The organism is Marinithermus hydrothermalis DSM 14884 (assembly GCF_000195335.1).
Classification (GTDB): domain Bacteria; phylum Deinococcota; class Deinococci; order Deinococcales; family Marinithermaceae; genus Marinithermus; species Marinithermus hydrothermalis.
This window is the reverse complement of record NC_015387.1, coordinates 184,058-200,837: the sequence shown is the minus strand read 5'-3', so window position 1 is coordinate 200,837 and position 16,780 is coordinate 184,058. Positions and strand designations below refer to the sequence as shown.

The window sequence follows — 16,780 nt, the reverse complement described above, 5'->3', positions numbered from 1 at the left end:
TCATGCAAGCACCCGGCGCGTCCCTTTCCCCAACCCAACCCCTGGAGCCAGCGCTCGAGGCGATCTGGGCGGACCTCGAGGTCCTCTCGAGCTTCACGAAGAGTTTCGTGGACGAGTACGGCACGAGTTACGCGTACCTGGAGGGCGGGTACGGCGGCGAGACCGTCCTCTTATGGGCGCCGCGCGCCTGGGCGGTGGAGGCGCTGCGCGCCTTGCGCCCCTTAAGGTACCGGGGGCGCGTGGTGCTCGCGCTGGACGCCTCCCCGGGCGACCTGGCCCCCTTTGAGCGGGCCCTGTACTGGACGGCCCCGCGCCGCGCCTTGATCGTGGTGGAGGGGCGAGGGGTCGGCGCGCGGTTTGGGGGCTGGAAGGCCGTGAACGGCGAGCGCCGGCCGCTCGAGGCCCCGGAGCCCGCTGACGCCGTGCAGCGCACCGCCCCGACGGGCCTCGTGTACGTGGAGGAACGCCGCTACCCGGCCTGGGAAGCTCCGGCTCCCGAGGGCCTGCCGTTGCTCGAGGGCCCCCACCAGGGGCACGCGGCCTGGGCGCGGGGCGTGCCGACCTACGGCGTGGGTCTGGTAAGCTTAAGCGAGACGCTCGCGGCCCTACTGGGCACGTGGGGCCTTTTGGAGGGTGAGTCATGAGCTGGGTGTGGTACGTAACGCTGTTCTTTATCGGCTCTCTCGTGGTGGGTTACGTCCTCTACGTGGCGCTCAGCCCGCGGAGCGTGGCGGTGGAGGGCGAGAACGTGGACCTGCGGTTCATCGGGTTCGTGCTCGCGCTCATCATCCTGGCGGCCTTCACCATCAGCGCGATGCTGATCCTGGGCAAGATCGACGAGATCGCCCCGCCCCTATAACCCCCCACCCTACAAGCCGCGGCCGGGAACACGTCCCGGCCGCGCGGCGTTTCGCGGTTCTCGAGGGTTACGCTTCGCCCAGCAGGTACGCGACGAGGAGGTTCACGCCCGCCTCGAGGTCCGCCTTGTGCACCGTCTCGGTCACGGTGTGGATGTACCGCGTGGGGATGGAGAGCGTGATCGCAGGCACGCCCGCGCGCGCCCGCTGGATCGCGCCTGCGTCGGTGCCGCCCAGGGGCAGGACCTCCATCTGGTAGGGGATCTTCTTCTTCTCCGCGAGGTCCACGAAGGTCGTGACGAGCCGCCGGTCGCTGATCGAGGCCCCGTCCATGACCTTGATGCCCACGCCTTCCCCGAGCCGGGTCACGGCCTCCTCCTCCGGCGCGCCGGGGGTGTCCACCGCGAGGGTCACGTCCAGGGCGATCCCGATCTCGGGCTCCACCCCGTACGCGCTGGTCACCGCGCCTCGGAGGCCAACCTCCTCCTGCGTGGTGAAGACCGCGTACACGTCGTAAGCCGGGGTCTTCCCGGCGAGGGCCTTGAGGGCCTCGATCAACAGGAAGACGCTCGCGCGGTCGTCCATGGCCTTCCCGGTCAGGACCCGGCCCAAATCCAGGGTCTCCTGGCGCAGCGTGACCGGGTCCCCCACGCGCACCCGGGCCTGCACCTCGTCCGCGGGCAAACCGAGGTCCACGAAAAACTCCCGGATCTCGGGGACCTTCTTGCGCTCCTCCGGGGTGGAGAGGTGGATTGGCCGCCCCCCAGGGTTCAGCACGCCCACCAAATCCCCCTCACGGGCGTGCACCACCACCTGGCGGGCGAACAGGTTCCGCGCGTCGAACCCCCCGGCGGGCTGCAAGCGCAGGAACCCCCGCGCGTCCACGTGGCGCACGTAGAACCCGATCTCGTCCATGTGCGCTGCGAGCATCACCCGCGGGCCTCGGCCGCGCTTGTGCGCGATCACGTTCCCGAGCGCGTCGGTGCGCACCTCGTCCACCAAGGGCTTGACCGCCTCCAGCACCCGCGCGCGCACCCGGTCCTCCCAACCGGGAATCCCCGGGGTTTCGGTGAGTTCCTTCAAGAGCGTGTAATCCAGCGCCATAGCACCCCCACTATACCCGGGGGTTCATACCTGGTTAGGATTAGTGCACACTAGTGCACACCGGCCCACCACCAGGATGTGGACCTAACCTTACCGCCACCCGCTCCACCTCCCCGTTCTTGGCCCGGTTCAGGAGCTTGACGAGCCCCCGCCGGTTCTCGTTCACCCCGCTCGCGACCTCGGCGATGACCTCGTACGTCCAACCCCGCTCCCTGGCGAACGCCTCCAGCCGAGCGATCTGGTTCTTGAGAAACGCTTCCTGCTTCCTCGTGCTCACCCGGGCGTAAAGCACGGTGCGGGGCTTCGGCTTCGCCGGGGGAGCCTCCAGCCCCAGGGAGAGAAGCCGCTCGATCTCCTCCCTCCGGTACCGCCTGCGGCCACCGGGGGTGCGGACGGGGTGCAGAAGATCCTGCTGCTCCCACTTGTACAGGGTGTTGCGGTGGAGGCCGTAGCGCTCCCGGATCTGGTGTGCTGTAAGGAGAAGCGGATCCATCTGAGAGATGATGTAAAGCAGGGTTGGCTATTTTTCAACTGTTTAAACCTCCCGCAGGTCCTCCAATAAGAGCCACCCCACCCCCTCGGGCAGCGCGTTCAGCAACGGCTCGAGCCGCGCCGCGACCGCCTCGGAGAGGGGCTTGAGCTCCGCGGGAGCCCGCTCGGTCTTGGTGAGGAGCGTCACCTGGTAGAAGGCCTGCGTCGCGGTGGGCGTGCCGTCCTCAAAAAACGCGAAGGGCGGCGGCACCGCGTCCACCAGGACCCACACCCGCGCCGCGCCTCCCGCGAAGGGCACCTCGAGGCACTCGGGCAGCAACGCGCGCCCCTCGAGGCCCCGGTCCTTGGGGTGCCACAGGTACCCTTGGAAGAGCTTGACCGCCCGCATGCTAGGGGGTTTGGGGCGCGGCGGGGAGCGTCACGCCCTCGGCCTTAAGGGCCGCCCGGAACCCTTCCGGGTCCTGGAAGTGGTGCGTGCGGAATCCGAGTTGCCGGGCCGCCTCGAGGTTCTCCGCGTTGTCGTCCACGAACAACACCGCTTCCGCCGGTAACTCCAGCCGCTCTAACGCCAGCTGGAAGGCTCGCGGGTCGGGTTTCTTCACGCCTTCCTCGTTGGAGAAGACCACCGCGTCGAACCGGTCGAAGTGCGGCCCCGAGCGGAGGTACTGGGAGATCACCGGGTAGTTGTTGGAGAGGAGCCCCACCCGCAGTTCCGGCGGCCACGCCGCGAGGAGGGCGTACATCTCGTGGCGCGGCGCGACGCAGGAGAGGAACAACAGCTCGAAGCTCGCGTACGGCGCCTCCACCCCCAAGGCCTCCGCGAGCGCCTCCCAGAACTCCGCGAGGCTCCACGCGCCGACCTCGAGGTGCGCGACCCGCGCGAAGTACGCCTCGGCCACCCGGGCTTCCTCCAGGCCGAAGTGCTGCGCGAGGGTGCGCACCACGCGGCCGTCGAAGGTACCCACGGTGAACACCCCGCCCCAGTCGAACAGCACGCCTCGCAGCTCCATACGCGCGAGTATACCCTACCCCTTGACCACGATGAGGGGCCGGAGCCGCGCGACTTTTTTCCCGATCCCCGCGCCGTGCACCACGTCCACCACGCTGGCCACGTCCTTGTACGCCTCGGGCATCTCCTCGTCCACCGTGGCGCGGCTCGCGGCGCGCACCAGGATGCCCTGCGCCTCGAGCTCCGCGATCAGGTTGCGTTTCCGCGCGGCTTTCTTCGCCTTGTGTCGGCTCATCTGGCGGCCCGCGCCGTGGCAGCTCGAGCCGAAGGTGCGCGTCATCGCGCCGGGGGTGCCCGCGAGGACGAAGGAGTACCGCCCCATGTCCCCCGGCACGAGGACGGGCTGCCCCACCGTGCGGAAGGCGGGCGGTACGTCCGGCGCGCCGGGCCCGAAAGCGCGCGTGGCGCCCTTGCGGTGCACCAGGACCCGCCGGCCCGCGTACTCCTCGAACTTGGCGTTGTTGTGCGCGAGGTCGTACAGGACGCGCAGCTGGTGGTCCCGCGGGAGGAAGCCGGCATCCTCGAAGGCCAGGCGCACGTTGTGCGTGATGAGCTGCCGGTTCGCGAACGCGAAGTTCGCCGCGGCGGCCATCGCGTGCAGGTAGTCCTGCCCTTCGGGGCTCTCGATGGGCGCGGCGGCGAGCTGCCGGTCCACGAGCTCGATCCCGTAGCGCCGGGCGGCTTGCAGGAAGCGCTCCACGTAATCCTGGCAGACCTGGTGCCCCAGGCCGCGCGAGCCGGTGTGGATCAGGACGGTGACCTGCCCCACCCAAAGCCCGTAGGCCTCCGCGGCCTCGGGGTCGTACACCTCGTCCACGTACTGCACCTCGAGGAAGTGGTTCCCCGAGCCGAGCGTGCCGAGCTGCGGCCCGCCCCGCTCCAAGGCGCGGGCGCTCACGCGGTCCGGGTCCGCGAGGGGCAGCCGCCCCCCGGACTCGATGCGCTCGAGGTCCGCCGCCTCCCCGAACCCTTGCGCGACGAGGGCCCGCGCGCCTTCGCGCAGCACGGTCTTGAGGTCCTTGGGGCTCCAGCGCACGTCCCGCCGCGCTGAGCCTACGCCCGCCGGGACCCGCCGGTACAGGGCGTCCGCGAGCCGGGTTTTTCGGGGCTCGAGGTCCTCCCGCGTGAGGCGCGTGGTGAGGAGGCGCACGCCGCAGTTGATGTCGAACCCCACCCCGCCGGGACTGACCACGCCGCCCGCCGTGGGGTCGAAGGCCGCCACGCCCCCGATGGGGAAGCCGTACCCCCAGTGGATGTCCGGCATGGCGAGGGCCGGCCCGACGATCCCGGGTAGGGTCGCGACGTTCACGAGTTGCTTTAGGGAGGCGTACCCTTCAGCCTCGAGCTGCGCGAGAATCTCGTCGTTGGCGTAGAACACCGCGTCCACCCACATCTTGCCGTGGCGGGGGATGCGGTAGGTGTAGCGGTCCAGGCGTTCGAACGGCACGTTGTCCATGGTTCACCTCCTACACGTCCAGCACCACCCGCGCCCACCAGCCGCTCGTTTCGGGGCGCACCTCGAGGCCGTGGAAGGTCGCGCTTTTGATCTCGCCTTGCCAGCCCATCGCTTCCGCGTCGAAGGGCTGGCCCTCGAGCCGGGCGCGGAGCGTGAAGCCTTGGGCGTCCTCCGTGATCGTGATCGCGGCGCGGGCGGGCACGAACCCCGCGGTTTGTACGAGGTAGATGAGTTCGTTCAGCCAGCGCACCAGGAGGAACTCGAGGTCCGGGGCTTGGAGCGTGACCTCGCGCGTCGCGCTGCCTTGCGTGGGGGGGTGTTGGAACATGAGGCGCAGGAGGCCTTCGCGCGCGGTTTCGAAGAGGGCTTCGCGGGTGGGGGCGCGGACCTCGAACCCCACGTCGGCGGTGTGGTCCAGCATCCGGATCATATGAGCTCGTGCTGTTCGGGGCCCGTGTACCCCACGAGGTGGAAGGTCTCCACGGCCAGGCGGTGCGGGAAGCGGTCCATGAAGTTCAGGACGGAGAGGGCTTGGGTCTTGTGCTGCGCCATGGCGTTTAGTTTGCGCAGGAGGATCTCGGGGGGGATGCGGCGGGTGTGCGTGGGGGGCAGGTACCCGGCCTCGTGCCCTGGGTACGGTTCGGGCGGCGCGTAGTAGTAGAGCCGCGTCTGGATCCCGCTTTGCTGCACGGCTTGGGTGACCCAGCGGCTCGTGGCGACGTGGTCCGGGTGGCCGTTAATCCCGTTGGGGGGGAAGGTGAGGACCGCGCGGGGCTTTAGGGCGCGGAGGCGGTCCACCAGCATCTCCGTGATCTCGGGGTGCTCGGCCACGCCGCGGTCCGGGTAGGTGTGCACCTCCAGGTGCTGGATCCCGAGGCGCTCGGCGGAGCGGCGCAGTTCCGCCTCGCGCACCTGGGGCAACTCATCCTGGGTGCAGAGCCCTAGGGTGCGGCCCTGATCCCCGCGGGTGAGGGTGATGAGGCCGGTCTTGAGGCCGCGTTCCGCGTACTGGATCAGGGTGCCGCCCGCGCCGAAGACCTCGTCGTCCGGGTGCGGCAGAATAAGGAGCAGGTCCATGCCCTCATTCTCGCACCTTCTACCCTATCGGTGCGTGGCCGGGTTAGGCTTCAGCCGGGGTTTCCACCAGGCCTAGCGCCTCGAGGAACGCGTCGAGGAAGGTGGCTTGGTTCACGACGGTGACGTTGTGCAGCGCGGAAAGCTCGCGGGCGCGGGCCTTGTCCACCCCGAGCAGCACCAGGAAGCTTTCTTTGGCGGAGAGGCCGAGGGTTTTCTTGAGTTTGGAGTACTTGGCGATGTGGGCTTGGAAGTCCCCGGTCTTGGTCTCGAACCAGAAGACGCGGCCCTGCACCAGGACGAGCACATCCAGCTCGGTCTGGTCCCCGTTCGGGAGGGTGACTTGAAGGCCGCGCGCTACCTCGTGGGGGAGGTTCTTGGAGCGGAGGGCCTTCTGGATTTTTTGCATGACGTAGCTCTCGAGCCACCCGCCCGTGAGGAAGTTCTGTACCCAGCCTTCGGTGCTGGCCTTGGCCCGGAGGCGGCGTTCCTCGCTTTTGTAGTGGTAGCTGGTGAGGAGGGCGTATTGCTTGAGGGAGGTGCAGAACTGGGTGGAGTTGCTGATTTCTTCTTGGCTCGCGTCGGTTAGGGAGAGCTGGAACTGGCGTTTGGTGGAGAGGCTTTGCTTGAGCTTCTCGTAGACGCGCGTGAGGGTGGGGTACCGGTCCCCGAGGAAGAGCGCGAGGCGCGCGAGGACTTTTTCGCGTTCGCGGTCCTCCTCGCTTTCCTCTGTGGGCCGCCGCTGGATCTTGATCCCGCGGGAGGCGAGCCACTCCTCGAGGGTGTTGGGGCCCGCGCGTTTGGGGGGCGGGGGCGCCTCGGGCGCTTCTTCTGGGGGCGCTTCGCCTTGGATCATTTGCCAAAGCTCGAGCACAAGTTGGCGGAAGCGTTCGGCTTTGGGGGTGGTGGGGCCGAGGGTGAGCCCGTCCAGTTCGGGGAGGGGTAGACCCAAGCGGAGGCTTTCAAGGACGCGTTCTTCCAGGGCTTCTTGGAGCGCGTGGCGGGCGGCCTCGAGGTTGTTGGCTTCGACGTGTAGGGAGAACTCGGGGATGTCGGCGGCATAGCGGCCCGCGGCTAGGAGATCGTACCGGGCGCGCTCCATGGCTTTGGCGAGGTATCGGGTAAGGATGCCCATGGGGGCATTATACTTTCTTTCGCTTCCTTAAGGGGGTGCGGGGCGCGTGAAGCGCGTTTTTAGGCCGGAGCTGCAGCGGCCTTTTGGGGAGGTGGGTTTTTGTGCGGGGCTTAGCTTTCTTCTTCTTCGTTCTTTTCGTTCTTTTTGGGGGTTCTGTGTGCTTCGTGAATCTCGGGGTGGTCTGCGAAGTTCCCAAGAGGCTTCTTCCCAATGGTCACGGTTCCCCCAGACATGCTTTCGCGGAGATCAATGAGTTCGTAGAGATCCTTCAGGGCTTCTTCTAGTTCTTGGTGGAGTTTCTTCTCTTCGTCCGTTTGTTTGTTTTCGTGGTCATCGTGCATGTTTGCCGTTCCAATCCTATGAATCGTTATTTGCAGAGGTTGGTCTTCCCTGAGTCTACAACTAGTGGGTTCCCGAAATAGGGTTTTTGTTGCAATCCCCTTACGAGGCTGACCTTTTTGCAACTCAGGAGTTGCAGTATTACGCTCCTGAAGGACCTGCCAAGTGGTTGCAATCCCCTTACGAGGCTGACCTTTTTGCAACGTGCTGGGGGTGGAGACCCGCACCGAGGCCCGGGAGGACCTGGTTGCAATCCCCTTACGAGGCTGACCTTTTTGCAACTCTGCCGTTTCGGAGGCCCGTCCTGGACGGGGTTTTTGAGGGCGTTTTAGACACCCCCCCAGTTATCCACAGGCAATCCTCTGTGGATAGCTCGGAATTAGCGGAGCATGCAACATCGCGTTAATCCCGTCCCTGACGCTAAAGCCCGCGTTTTCAAGGTCCGTGCGGGGTGAAGCCCGCGCCTACCCTCAAAATATTACACGATTCCCGCGAATTTTCAAACAATAAATGCGTTTTCTTCTTCCGTAATCTTTCCGACCCCCAAGACCTGCACCGCCCCCCGAACCGAGTAGATCCGCACGCTGTCCTCCGAGGGCTCCATCACCCGCTCCAGCCGTTGTTTCAAGGCCTCCACCTCACTCGCGTTCAACCAGCACTCGAAGACGGAAAGCTGCACGCGTTCCCCGTAGCTCTTGAGGAGGTTCGCGATCTTGACGCGCCTTCTGTCATCCGGAACGTCGTACGTTACCGTGTAAAGCACGCCTTTCCTCACCGTGACGCCTCCAAGAAGAACGGGTGGTAGGCGCGGCGGCCCTCCACCGCTGCCGCTAGGCGCACGCCCTGGTACGCGATCATTCCCGCGTAGGTCGTGCGTTTAGAACCATCCGGGTGGCGCACCTCCTGGTTCAGGCGGTGCGCCAGCACCCGAACCAAGCGCTTGCGTCCCCCCTCGTTCAAGTACACGCCCCCGCCACGCGCCTCAAAATGCTGCGCGGGGTCCAGCACCCCCTCCTGAAACGCCCGGAGTACCGTCACGTCCACCACAGGCACCCGGAATTCCTCCATGAGGTCCAAGGCCAGCGCAGGGTTCCGCCGGCCTTCCACGTGCAAGAACCCCACCTCCGGGTGAAGCCCCGCCAGCACCACCGCCAACCACGCCCGCGCCAGGAGTAACGCGTACCCGTACGAAAGCGCCGCGTTCGGCGCGTCCCGAGGCGGGCGGCGAGAACGCCCCCCAAACCCGTACGGCCCCAATCCACTCGCGAGTCCCTCAAAGTACGTGCGGGTAGCGATGCCTTCCACGCCGCGCAGGCGCTCGAGGCCGCCTACAAGAACCGCTCCTCCCGGGTGGGCCTCCGGGACTGGGCCCTTTTGGCCTTCCTCTACGGCACGGGCCTGCGCCTCTCCGAGGCCCTGGACCTCACCTACTCGGACATCACCTACCAGGACGGGATCCCCCACGCCATCCGGGTCTGGGGCAAGGGGGACAAGAAGCGGGTGATGGTCCTCTCCCCCACGGCCCAGCGGGCCCGCTACCAGTGGCTGAAGCACCGGAACTTGGAGGAGCTCCCACGAACCCCTACATCTGGAGCCACACCTCCAGGCCCAACCGGGGGAAGCCCTTCTCGGCCCGCTCCGTGGAGGCCATGGTGAAGCGGTGGCCCGGCGGGCGGGCCTCGAGGACTGGCACCGGATCACCCCCCACAAGCTCCGCCACTCCTACGCCAGCGCCCTGGTGGAGGCGGGCCGGGGGATTAACGAGGTGAAGGAGCTTCTGGGGCACAGCTCCATCAGTACCACCCAGGTCTACGTCCACGTGTCCCAGCGGCGCCTCGAGGAGGCCGCCCGCACGATGCCGGACGTGATCGGGTGCCCCTCAATCAGGCGTTTGGAGCAAGGTGCTCGGTCACCTTTTCCCCAAGCGAGCTCCGTAAAGCGCTGGCGCACGTAGCGGCATTTAAACACGGCCGCTACCGGGGATCCGGCACCTGCGGGCCCGCCAGCTCCACCACCCGATCGAAGCGGTTGTGCAGCGCTTCGTCCCCGTGCAGCACCACAACCAGGGCCTTTCCCGCGGTCCGGCGCAGGATGAGGTCGAGTACCCCCTCACGGCTCTCAGGATCCAGATTGGCCAAGGGTTCGTCCAGGAGGTAGAGGTCGGCCTCCTCGCACAACAGCGCGCCGATGGCGGCCCTCTGCCGCTGCCCCGAGGACAGGGCCTCCGGGCGGTGGTCTTCCAGGCCCTCCAGCCCCAGTTCCCGGCGGAGCCTGGCGTCGGGGACCAGCTCGCGCACCGTCAGGGGCGGCAGTTCAGGGGGAGCGGTGAGCGCGGCCACCCGCGCGGGCAGCTTCACCTCGCCCTCCTGGGGGGCTAGATACCCCGACAGCACGTGCAGCAGGGTGGACTTGCCCGCACCGTTGGGCCCCACGAGCAGCAGGCGCTCACCCGGACGGATTTCCACCTGCGGCAGTTCCAGCAGGGCCCCGCCCGCATAAGCCAGCCGCACCCCCTCGAGACGGGCTTCGGCGGCCGGCTGCGCGTAGGGGGTGGGTGCGGAGGAGAGCAGCCCGTGGATGCGCTCAAGGACCTGCGCGTGACGGTGGAACTCGGGCACCCTACGCAGCAGGGCAAAGGTGTTGTCCACCGCCCGCCAGAAGGCGTTGACGAAGGCTAGGTACCCGCCAAAGCTCAGCACGCGGGCCAGCACGAAGTAGCCGCCCACGATCAGTGCGAGCGTATTGGCTAGGTTCATGAACACGTCGCTCCAAGCCTGCTGGGCCTCCATCAGCCGGTGGCTGCGGTAGGTGTCGTCAAGGTAGGTGCCCAGGGCTTCCCGATTGGCGGCCAGGGTCGGACGGAGGAGGCGGGGTAGGCCGCGCAGGGCCCGGAAGGCCTTAAGCGACTGGGAAAGGACCTCGAGGTAGCGGGCCTCCCCCTCCCGCTCGTCCTCGGCGGCCCGGCGAACCCTCGTCCCGACCCGCTGCGCCACCCACAGCAGCGGCGGGACCAGTATCGCCAGGGCCAGGGTAGCCTGCCACGACAGGTACAGCAGCACTCCCAGGAAGGCCAGGGCCGCCAGGGCCTGGCGGGCCACGGCGACCAGGAGAGAAACCGCGGGGACCAGCCCCTCGAGGACGTCCTGGTGAACCCGACTCACGAAGGCCCCGGCCCCCTCGCGGCTGAAGTCTCGCCAGTCGAGGCGGAGGGCCTTGGCTAGCAGCCGCCCCTCTACCTCGAGCACCACCCGGTTGACGAAGGCCTTCTGCCAGAGCGAGACGGCCCAGAACAGGGCGATCAGGCTCAGTCCCGCGGCGAGGTAGGCGAGCCCCAGGAGCCCGAAGCGCCGGAAGTCTTGCGTGACCACGGCCTCGTCGAAGAGCCACTTGAGCATCAACGGGTGAAGCAGGGCCTCAGCCGCGCTCACCAGGCTGCTAACCGCCAGCAGGCGCAGGAATTCGCCCCTGCGCCCCTCCAGAAGGGTCCATAACGTCCTCATCGGGCGTCACCTCATCCAGCATAAAGTCGGCGGGGCCGGGATTCACCACCCGGTGCAGCACCCGCAGAACCCCTGCGCAACCGGTCGCAAAGTCGCAGGAGACCCGCAGCAGACCCTCACCGGGGGCGGCCAATCCCTCCAGGGTTCGTCCCTGGGGTAGGAGGCTGGCGCATACGGACGGTTCGAAGAGGTGGAGGGTGCGCAGCCCCTCCAGCTGGCGCTCCAGCCGCGCAAGGTAGATCGGCTCCCTAGTGAGCAGGTAGGCGTCGAGGAGGGTGTCGATGATTCCGGCCACACCAAACAGGTGGCCCGGGAGCACCGAGTACTTGCGGCTAAGGTCGAGGCAGGGCCGCGGGAGCTGGGCCAAACCCCACAGGGCGAAGCCCCAGGGAGCGTCCAGCACCAGGTGGACAGGACGGGGGAGCGAAGCGGACGCCAGGAGGGTCAGGCCGAGGAACCGTAAGGTTTCTACACCGCTATGGCAGGTCATACTGTGTTTATTCTAAGTACACTCCCCTTAAGATTATTTTTGACTCCACACCCCCTAGGGCCTTAAGGGCCGTGAGGTACAGGGCAATCACGGTCTTGCCGCTTCCCGTCGGGCCGAGCGCCCCCATCATGGGTGCTTCGCCCCACCTGCTCTCGCGGCTCGAGTCCCGAGGATCGCGAGGATCGTTGCTTCAGGGCTCCTGCCCAGCGTGTGAATCGAAGCCGCGAACGACGGCATCTCCTCCGGGACGCGCGGGTGTTCCCGCCACGCCTCGCGCACGAGCGGCCAGACCTCCTCCCGGTAGTACCGCTGCGCTTCGGCCTGTCCTTTTTCCCGATGGATCGCCTTGTACGCCGCCCAGCGTGCGTCCAACGTCTTCACGCTCACCACCTCGGCCACTCCGGGGCCGGCTCGAGGCCCAGGCTGTGCAGGTAATCCCGCATCTTCTCGTAATCCTCGCGGGTCACGGGGCGCGTGCCGTGCGCGAGGATGCTCTCGTGCCGCCGTTGCAGCAGGGGGCGGAGCTTCCGCTCGTAATCGCCGCGCAGGACCTGTGCGAGCGTGCCCGACGCGCCAAAGTGCAGGTCCAGGTCAAACGCTAAATCCAGGACCTCCTTAAGCCCCAGCATCCCCCGCGCGCGTTCCTTCAGGTACTCCGGCACGCCTTGCGGCCAAGCGTCCGGCTTGCGAAGCCAAAGCTGGTGCCGCTCGTACAAGTCCACCTCCGCGGCGAGCTCCACCGCGCGGTACAGCCGCGCGAGCGCGTCGTCGTACCGCCCGGCCTGCGCGCGTCGCTCCGCGTTCGCGAGGAGGTCCTGCAACAACTCCGGGACAGGCTTCCCCTTGGCCTGCACGATGCGCTCCAGGAAGCCCTGGGCCGCCTCGAGCGCCGTGAGGACCCGGACCTTCGCGCCGTGATGCCAGGCCTCCGCAACGGCGAGGGCCGGCTCGAGGTGCGCGCGGAAGCGCTCCAGGGCCTCCGCGTGCTGGAACCGGTCCCAGGCGTCCATGCCGCGCGTGATCCCGAGGAGGTGCCGGTGAAACCGTTCCTCCGAAGGCGTGAGGGGACGCGAAAGGATGCGCTCGAGCCACGCTTGAGCCTCGAGCATGCGCCCGGCGTTCCAGGCTTGGCGGAACGCGCTCCATTCCTGGGTGTAGTAGCGGGTGGTGGGGTCCTCGAGGAGGCGGATTTTTTCGTGTCCGCTCACCACGCGGCCGGCCTCGTCGCGCCGGGTGCCGCCCACGTAACTGAAGGTCACGCCTTGGCCGGTGAGGGCGAGGGCCAGGCCCGCGATCATGGGTTTCGTGCCGCCGGTGATCTCCGCGAGGATGACGCGGGCCTCCCACTCCTTGGCTTTTTTGAGGGCTTTGCGGGCCGCTTGGTAGCTTTCGGTGAGGGACTCGGGTTCCTCGATGAGGATCGTGTGGTGCTTGAGTTCGCGCTTGAACTCCGAGAGGATCAGGGCGGCCGTGGGGTGGCTGTCCTGGCTCGCGATGAAGATCACGCCGTCCGGGGCGTGCTCCATGAGGCTGGCGAGCACGGGGTCCGGGGTCTGCCCTACGGTGGCGATCAGCACCTGGGGTACTTCTCCTTGTTGCATAAGTGCATTCTATAAAGCTCGTTGCAGCGCCGTCCTTGCCTCGATTCCCTCCGGAACGAGCACTCCCCGGCCATACCGGACGGCGCCGCGCTTCCTAGCGCCTCAGGGGGTTACGAAGCCCGCGGTGTGCGCCACCGCACGTGCCGTCCGCCGCGCCCGTGCTATTCCTGGAAAAGGATATGCCGGATCCGGTATATGAAGCGGCCCTCGCGGGCCTACTCCACGACGTGGGCAAGCTGTACCAGCGGGCGTACTGGAACCACCCGCCCCCCGAGCTGCCCGACCGCACGCACACCGCGTACACCGCGTGGTTCGTGCAGCGACACCGCCAGGCCTTCGCGAACGCGGGGCTCGAGCCGGACCGCCTCGCGCACGACGCGGCGCACCACCACCTACGCACCCCGAAAGGATACGCGCCCGACACGCCCCTCGCGTGGACCGTGTACTACGCGGACAACTACGCGGGCCAAGAAGACAACGAGGAGCCCCACACACCCACCACGCCGCTCACGCCCGTCTTTCAACGCGTCTCCCTAAGCGGCCCGCCGAAAGCGAGCGGCCTGGGGTACGACCTCGCGCCCCACACCCCGAACGCCGCGTACCCTAGCGCACACCCCAACGTCCGCCCGGAGGCGTACGCGCAACTCGCAGAGCGGCTGGACGAGCGGATGCTCGAGCTCGCGCGGCAGGACGCGGACCTCAAGGCCCTCCTCGCGAACCTCACCGCGTTCCTTCAGGAGGTCGCTTGGTGCGTGCCTTCGAACACGCAGAGCGAACCGGACATCGCGTTGTTCGACCACCTGCGCCTCACCGCGGCGATCAGCGCGGCGCTTTGGGCGTACCACGCCGAGACCGACGGCCAGGTCACGCCGGAGGGCCTTGAGCGCGAGGTGGAGGCGAAGTTCCTCCTGGTGCTCGGGGACCTGGGCGGCATCCAGCAGCACATCTACCGCATCCAAAGCGCCCAGACCGGCACGGGCGGGATCGCGAAGCGCTTGCGCGCCCGCAGCCTCGAGGTGGCCCTCGCGACGGAGGCGTTGGCCTTCGACGTGCTGGCGCGCGTGGGGCTCCCGCCCTTGAACCGCGTGATGAGCGCGGGGGGCAGGTTTTACCTGCTCCTGCCGAACACCCCCACAGCGCACAAGGCCCTGGAAGCGGCGCGCGCGGCGTGGGAGGCGTGGGCGCTCGGGGAAGGCGCGACGCTCGTGCCGCACCTCGCGGCGCACGCCTTCCCCCCAGCGGGGTTCCGAGCCTTCCCGGAGGTGCTTCAGGCCGCCCACAAGGCCCTCGCCCAAGCCAAGGCCCGCCCCTTCGCCACGCAACTCCACACCCCGTACCCCTTCGGGGAGGCCGCGCTGCGGCCGTGCGCGGCGTGCGGGGTGCGGCCCGCCGTGCGGGACGAGGCGGGCGCCTTGTGCCGCGGGTGCCAGCGCGACCAGGAGGTGGGGAAACGGCTCCCGCGCGAAACCGTGATCGCCCTCTTCGCCGAACGCGCGGATTACGCCTTCCCCGGCGTGCCCGTCGCGCTCGGGAAGGGCGGCGCGTACCATTTGCGGGCCCACCCCAACCCCGCCCCGAGCGCCACGCCGTTCGAGGTGCGCCCCTTGCTGGGGCACCTGCCCACCGTCCAGGACGCGCAGCGCGCCCTACCGGAAGGCACGGATTACGCAGCGTGGCTCGAGCAACAGGGCCTCGCGGGGGAGGAGGATGACCCGAACGAGGGCCTTTCCCCCGCCCCGGAACGCCCCCTGACCTTCGGGGAGCTCGCGGCGCTCTCGGAGGGGGTGCCGTACCTGGGCGTGCTCATGCTGGACGCGGACCGCATGGGCGAGGTGTTCAGCCGCGGGTTCGCCTGGGCCGAAACGGACTACGCGACCCCCAGCCGCATCGCGAGCCTCAGCCGCATGCTCGAGCAGTTCTTCGCGGTGGAGGTCCCGAACCTCATCCGGCACCCGGAACGATACGCCCAGCGCCTCGGCTGGGGAGCCCGCGCAACCTGGAAGCAGCGGCGCTACCCCCTGATCTACTCGGTGTACGCGGGCGGGGACGACGTCTTCCTCTTAGGCCCGTGGGACGCGGTGCTCGAGTTCGCCCTGGACCTGGAGCGGCTCTACCGCCTGTACACGCAAAACCCCACCTTCACGCTCTCCGGGGGGTTCGTGCTCGTGCGGCCCAAGACCCCCGTGCCGCACCTCGCCGCGTCCGCGCACGCGGCGGAGAAGGCCGCGAAGCACGCGGGGCGCGACCGCTTGAGCGTGTTCGGGCACCCGGTGCGCTGGGCGGACCTGGGTTCGCTCGCCGAGCGGGCTGAGGCCCTCGCGCACCGCTTCGAGGAGGGCGTGCCGCGAGGAATGGCGTACCGGCTGCTGGACCTTTGGCGGTTGTGGCGGCGCTGGGACGAGGCCCAGGACCCGGAGGGGCTGCGGTACAAGCCCCAGCTGCACTACCTCTTCCGCCGGGAGGACCTGGCGGCGCAACGGCCGTTCCTCGAGCCGCTCTTCAACCACCAGTCCCTCGAGATGCGCCACCTGCCCGTGTGGGTGCAGTGGGCGACCTACAAGACGCGAGGTAAGTGATGGGCAAGGCAAAGGTGTACTACCAGGACAAAACAAAACAGCGGCTGCGCGCGGACTTGTTCAGCGAAGAGGCCTACCGGGATGCCCAGCGGCTCGTGAAAGCCCGCGTGGCGACCACCCAGGTGCGGCGGTACTTCGGCGAGATCCGCGCGCTCCAGGCGCGCTACAACGTCCTCAAGCACGAGAAAGGCGCGGAAGCAGCGTTCGAGGAGATCCGCCCGTACCTGGGCCTCCTCAAGGCCAAGGCCTACTACGGGCGGCGGAACAACAACAATCGCCCGAACGACATGTTCACCCTGTCCACCTTCCTCACGGAGTGCCTGGACGGGGTGGAGGACCCCAAGAGCTTCGAGGCCATGGTCAAGTACGTGGAGGCGGTGGTGGCGTACTTCACGCCGGACGCAGAAAGGAGAAGCTGATGCGGCTTTTGAAGCTCAAAGTGATCCGCGGTGAGCTCGAGGCCAAGACCGGCCTCCGGATCGGCGGCAGCCGGGAAGGCTTGGAGATCGGCGGGGTGGACAACCCCGTGATCCGCAACCCCCTCACGGGCGAACCGTACGTGCCCGGCTCCTCGATCAAAGGCAAGATGCGCAGCCTGATCGAGTGGAGCCTGGGGGACGAGTACCTGGTGGACGACACGAAACACACGCACTCCTGCACCCGAGCTGACTGCCCCGTCTGCCGGGTCTTCGGCTCCACCGCGGCGGACTCCCGCCCGGACCAAGGCGTGCGCGGCCCCACCCGCCTCATCGTGCGCGACGCGTACCTCACCCCCGCAAGCCGCCAGGCCCTCCAGGAGATGAACCTCGAGCGCGGCACCCTCTTCACCGAGATCAAGCAGGAGGTCTTCATCCCGCGCCTGGGCGGGGACGCGAACCCCCGCACCATGGAGCGCGTGCCCGCCGGGACCCGGTTCGAGTTCGAGATGGTGTACAAGGTCTTCGACACCGGAGACGGCGGCCAAACGGACGAACAGTACTTCGAAGAAATCGTGCAAAAAGGCCTTCGGCTCCTCGAGCTCGACGCGCTCGGGGGCTCCACCAGCCGCGGGTACGGGCAGATCCGCTTTAGGAACCTCGAGATCCTGGAGATCGACGCCCAAACCGGGCAGGAAACCCGCCTCGAGCCCGTGCGGGAGGGGTAACGC

22 protein-coding genes are annotated in these 16,780 nt (G+C 67.9%); 7 read left to right on the top strand and 15 right to left on the bottom strand.

All coding sequences use genetic code 11. The features are described 5' to 3' along the window. The first annotated feature begins 2 nt into the window (after positions 1-2). Both MARKY_RS01035 and MARKY_RS01030 read left to right on the top strand, forming a co-directional pair. The gene (locus tag MARKY_RS01035) at positions 3-644 is read left to right on the top strand and encodes a hypothetical protein (protein ID WP_013703016.1); all 642 of its coding nucleotides are present in this window, start codon (positions 3-5) and stop codon (positions 642-644) included. After that, on the top strand, positions 641-859 hold the full coding sequence (locus MARKY_RS01030) for a hypothetical protein (RefSeq protein WP_013703015.1): 219 nt from the start codon (positions 641-643) through the stop codon (positions 857-859). The genes MARKY_RS01035 and MARKY_RS01030 overlap by 4 nt, the downstream gene beginning before the upstream one ends. Positions 860-926: 67 nt before the next feature. Here the strand turns inward: MARKY_RS01030 and MARKY_RS01025 are convergent, their stop codons facing one another. From MARKY_RS01025 to cas1, 11 genes are all read right to left on the bottom strand, one after another. Next, the gene (locus MARKY_RS01025; RefSeq protein ID WP_013703014.1) at positions 927-1,961 is read right to left on the bottom strand and encodes a M42 family metallopeptidase; all 1,035 of its coding nucleotides are present in this window, start codon (positions 1,959-1,961) and stop codon (positions 927-929) included. Positions 1,962-2,001: 40 nt separating this feature from the next. Next, positions 2,002-2,454 carry an IS607 family transposase gene (locus MARKY_RS01020; RefSeq protein WP_013703013.1) on the bottom strand — a complete coding sequence of 151 codons (453 nt, stop codon included), beginning with the start codon at positions 2,452-2,454 and terminating at the stop codon, positions 2,002-2,004. Between the two features lie 42 nt (positions 2,455-2,496). After that, on the bottom strand, positions 2,497-2,841 hold the full coding sequence (locus MARKY_RS01015; protein WP_013703012.1) for a DUF3208 domain-containing protein: 345 nt from the start codon (positions 2,839-2,841) through the stop codon (positions 2,497-2,499). A gap of 1 nt (position 2,842) precedes the next feature. Continuing rightward, positions 2,843-3,463, bottom strand: coding sequence for an HAD family hydrolase (locus MARKY_RS01010; protein WP_013703011.1), 621 nt, complete (start codon positions 3,461-3,463; stop codon positions 2,843-2,845). 15 nt (positions 3,464-3,478) lie between these two features. Then, the gene (locus MARKY_RS01005) at positions 3,479-4,918 is read right to left on the bottom strand and encodes an RtcB family protein (RefSeq protein ID WP_013703010.1); all 1,440 of its coding nucleotides are present in this window, start codon (positions 4,916-4,918) and stop codon (positions 3,479-3,481) included. Positions 4,919-4,928: 10 nt separating this feature from the next. After that, on the bottom strand, positions 4,929-5,348 hold the full coding sequence (locus tag MARKY_RS01000; RefSeq protein WP_013703009.1) for an archease: 420 nt from the start codon (positions 5,346-5,348) through the stop codon (positions 4,929-4,931). Continuing rightward, on the bottom strand, positions 5,345-5,995 hold the full coding sequence (locus tag MARKY_RS00995; RefSeq protein WP_013703008.1) for a PIG-L deacetylase family protein: 651 nt from the start codon (positions 5,993-5,995) through the stop codon (positions 5,345-5,347). The genes MARKY_RS01000 and MARKY_RS00995 overlap by 4 nt, the downstream gene beginning before the upstream one ends. 43 nt (positions 5,996-6,038) lie before the next feature. Further along, complete coding sequence (locus MARKY_RS00990; RefSeq protein WP_013703007.1) at positions 6,039-7,127, bottom strand: PDDEXK family nuclease; 1,089 nt, start codon at positions 7,125-7,127, stop codon at positions 6,039-6,041. A gap of 110 nt (positions 7,128-7,237) precedes the next feature. Beyond that, positions 7,238-7,468, bottom strand: coding sequence for a hypothetical protein (locus MARKY_RS00985; protein WP_013703006.1), 231 nt, complete (start codon positions 7,466-7,468; stop codon positions 7,238-7,240). A 497-nt stretch (positions 7,469-7,965) separates the two neighbouring features. Next, positions 7,966-8,241 carry a CRISPR-associated endonuclease Cas2 gene (gene cas2, locus MARKY_RS00980; RefSeq protein WP_013703005.1) on the bottom strand — a complete coding sequence of 92 codons (276 nt, stop codon included), beginning with the start codon at positions 8,239-8,241 and terminating at the stop codon, positions 7,966-7,968. Beyond that, positions 8,238-8,771: a CRISPR-associated endonuclease Cas1 gene (gene cas1, locus MARKY_RS12020; RefSeq protein ID WP_052297136.1), complete on the bottom strand. Its 534-nt coding sequence runs from the start codon at positions 8,769-8,771 to the stop codon at positions 8,238-8,240. The genes cas2 and cas1 overlap by 4 nt, the downstream gene beginning before the upstream one ends. A 45-nt stretch (positions 8,772-8,816) precedes the next feature. Between cas1 and MARKY_RS12195 the strand changes: the two genes are divergently transcribed. Further along, positions 8,817-9,122, top strand: a complete 306-nt coding sequence (locus tag MARKY_RS12195; protein ID WP_281004374.1) for a tyrosine-type recombinase/integrase — start codon at positions 8,817-8,819, stop codon at positions 9,120-9,122. A gap of 4 nt (positions 9,123-9,126) precedes the next feature. Beyond that, positions 9,127-9,420 carry a tyrosine-type recombinase/integrase gene (locus MARKY_RS12190; RefSeq protein WP_169311726.1) on the top strand — a complete coding sequence of 98 codons (294 nt, stop codon included), beginning with the start codon at positions 9,127-9,129 and terminating at the stop codon, positions 9,418-9,420. Between the two features lie 19 nt (positions 9,421-9,439). On the opposite strand, the gene MARKY_RS00965 is transcribed toward MARKY_RS12190, so the two are convergent. From MARKY_RS00965 to MARKY_RS00950, 4 genes are all read right to left on the bottom strand, one after another. Continuing rightward, positions 9,440-10,966, bottom strand: coding sequence for an ABC transporter transmembrane domain-containing protein (locus MARKY_RS00965; RefSeq protein WP_083804401.1), 1,527 nt, complete (start codon positions 10,964-10,966; stop codon positions 9,440-9,442). After that, complete coding sequence (locus MARKY_RS00960; RefSeq protein WP_013703003.1) at positions 10,902-11,456, bottom strand: glycoside hydrolase family protein; 555 nt, start codon at positions 11,454-11,456, stop codon at positions 10,902-10,904. The genes MARKY_RS00965 and MARKY_RS00960 overlap by 65 nt, the downstream gene beginning before the upstream one ends. Before the next feature lie 126 nt (positions 11,457-11,582). Then, positions 11,583-11,837, bottom strand: a complete 255-nt coding sequence (locus MARKY_RS12185) for a hypothetical protein (RefSeq protein WP_148230385.1) — start codon at positions 11,835-11,837, stop codon at positions 11,583-11,585. A 2-nt stretch (positions 11,838-11,839) separates the two neighbouring features. Next, positions 11,840-13,057, bottom strand: coding sequence for a TIGR02710 family CRISPR-associated CARF protein (locus tag MARKY_RS00950; RefSeq protein ID WP_041657745.1), 1,218 nt, complete (start codon positions 13,055-13,057; stop codon positions 11,840-11,842). Positions 13,058-13,236: 179 nt separating this feature from the next. Between MARKY_RS00950 and cas10 the strand changes: the two genes are divergently transcribed. Genes cas10 through csm3 form a run of 3 tightly spaced genes read left to right on the top strand, consistent with a single transcriptional unit; the run spans position 13,237 to position 16,777 of the window. Continuing rightward, positions 13,237-15,633: a type III-A CRISPR-associated protein Cas10/Csm1 gene (gene cas10, locus MARKY_RS00945; protein WP_041658141.1), complete on the top strand. Its 2,397-nt coding sequence runs from the start codon at positions 13,237-13,239 to the stop codon at positions 15,631-15,633. Then, positions 15,633-16,052, top strand: coding sequence for a type III-A CRISPR-associated protein Csm2 (csm2, locus tag MARKY_RS00940; RefSeq protein WP_013702998.1), 420 nt, complete (start codon positions 15,633-15,635; stop codon positions 16,050-16,052). Before cas10 ends, csm2 begins: the two co-directional genes overlap by 1 nt. Next, positions 16,052-16,777: a type III-A CRISPR-associated RAMP protein Csm3 gene (csm3, locus tag MARKY_RS00935; RefSeq protein WP_013702997.1), complete on the top strand. Its 726-nt coding sequence runs from the start codon at positions 16,052-16,054 to the stop codon at positions 16,775-16,777. The genes csm2 and csm3 overlap by 1 nt, the downstream gene beginning before the upstream one ends. Positions 16,778-16,780 lie beyond the last annotated feature (3 nt).

Bases quoted from the DNA above. Each gene is read 5' to 3' on its own strand.
- MARKY_RS01035 (WP_013703016.1), top strand. From the start codon at position 3: ATGCAAGCACCCGGCGCGTCCCTTTCCCCAACCCAACCCCTGGAGCCA.
- MARKY_RS01030 (WP_013703015.1), top strand. From the start codon at position 641: ATGAGCTGGGTGTGGTACGTAACGCTGTTCTTTATCGGCTCTCTCGTG.
- MARKY_RS01025 (WP_013703014.1), bottom strand. From the start codon at position 1,961: ATGGCGCTGGATTACACGCTCTTGAAGGAACTCACCGAAACCCCGGGG.
- MARKY_RS01020 (WP_013703013.1), bottom strand. From the start codon at position 2,454: ATGGATCCGCTTCTCCTTACAGCACACCAGATCCGGGAGCGCTACGGC.
- MARKY_RS01015 (WP_013703012.1), bottom strand. From the start codon at position 2,841: ATGCGGGCGGTCAAGCTCTTCCAAGGGTACCTGTGGCACCCCAAGGAC.
- MARKY_RS01010 (WP_013703011.1), bottom strand. From the start codon at position 3,463: ATGGAGCTGCGAGGCGTGCTGTTCGACTGGGGCGGGGTGTTCACCGTG.
- MARKY_RS01005 (WP_013703010.1), bottom strand. From the start codon at position 4,918: ATGGACAACGTGCCGTTCGAACGCCTGGACCGCTACACCTACCGCATC.
- MARKY_RS01000 (WP_013703009.1), bottom strand. From the start codon at position 5,348: ATGATCCGGATGCTGGACCACACCGCCGACGTGGGGTTCGAGGTCCGC.
- MARKY_RS00995 (WP_013703008.1), bottom strand. From the start codon at position 5,995: ATGGACCTGCTCCTTATTCTGCCGCACCCGGACGACGAGGTCTTCGGC.
- MARKY_RS00990 (WP_013703007.1), bottom strand. From the start codon at position 7,127: ATGGGCATCCTTACCCGATACCTCGCCAAAGCCATGGAGCGCGCCCGG.
- MARKY_RS00985 (WP_013703006.1), bottom strand. From the start codon at position 7,468: ATGCACGATGACCACGAAAACAAACAAACGGACGAAGAGAAGAAACTC.
- MARKY_RS00965 (WP_083804401.1), bottom strand. From the start codon at position 10,966: ATGAGGACGTTATGGACCCTTCTGGAGGGGCGCAGGGGCGAATTCCTG.
- MARKY_RS00960 (WP_013703003.1), bottom strand. From the start codon at position 11,456: ATGACCTGCCATAGCGGTGTAGAAACCTTACGGTTCCTCGGCCTGACC.
- MARKY_RS00950 (WP_041657745.1), bottom strand. From the start codon at position 13,057: ATGCAACAAGGAGAAGTACCCCAGGTGCTGATCGCCACCGTAGGGCAG.
- cas10 (WP_041658141.1), top strand. From the start codon at position 13,237: ATGCCGGATCCGGTATATGAAGCGGCCCTCGCGGGCCTACTCCACGAC.
- csm2 (WP_013702998.1), top strand. From the start codon at position 15,633: ATGGGCAAGGCAAAGGTGTACTACCAGGACAAAACAAAACAGCGGCTG.
- csm3 (WP_013702997.1), top strand. From the start codon at position 16,052: ATGCGGCTTTTGAAGCTCAAAGTGATCCGCGGTGAGCTCGAGGCCAAG.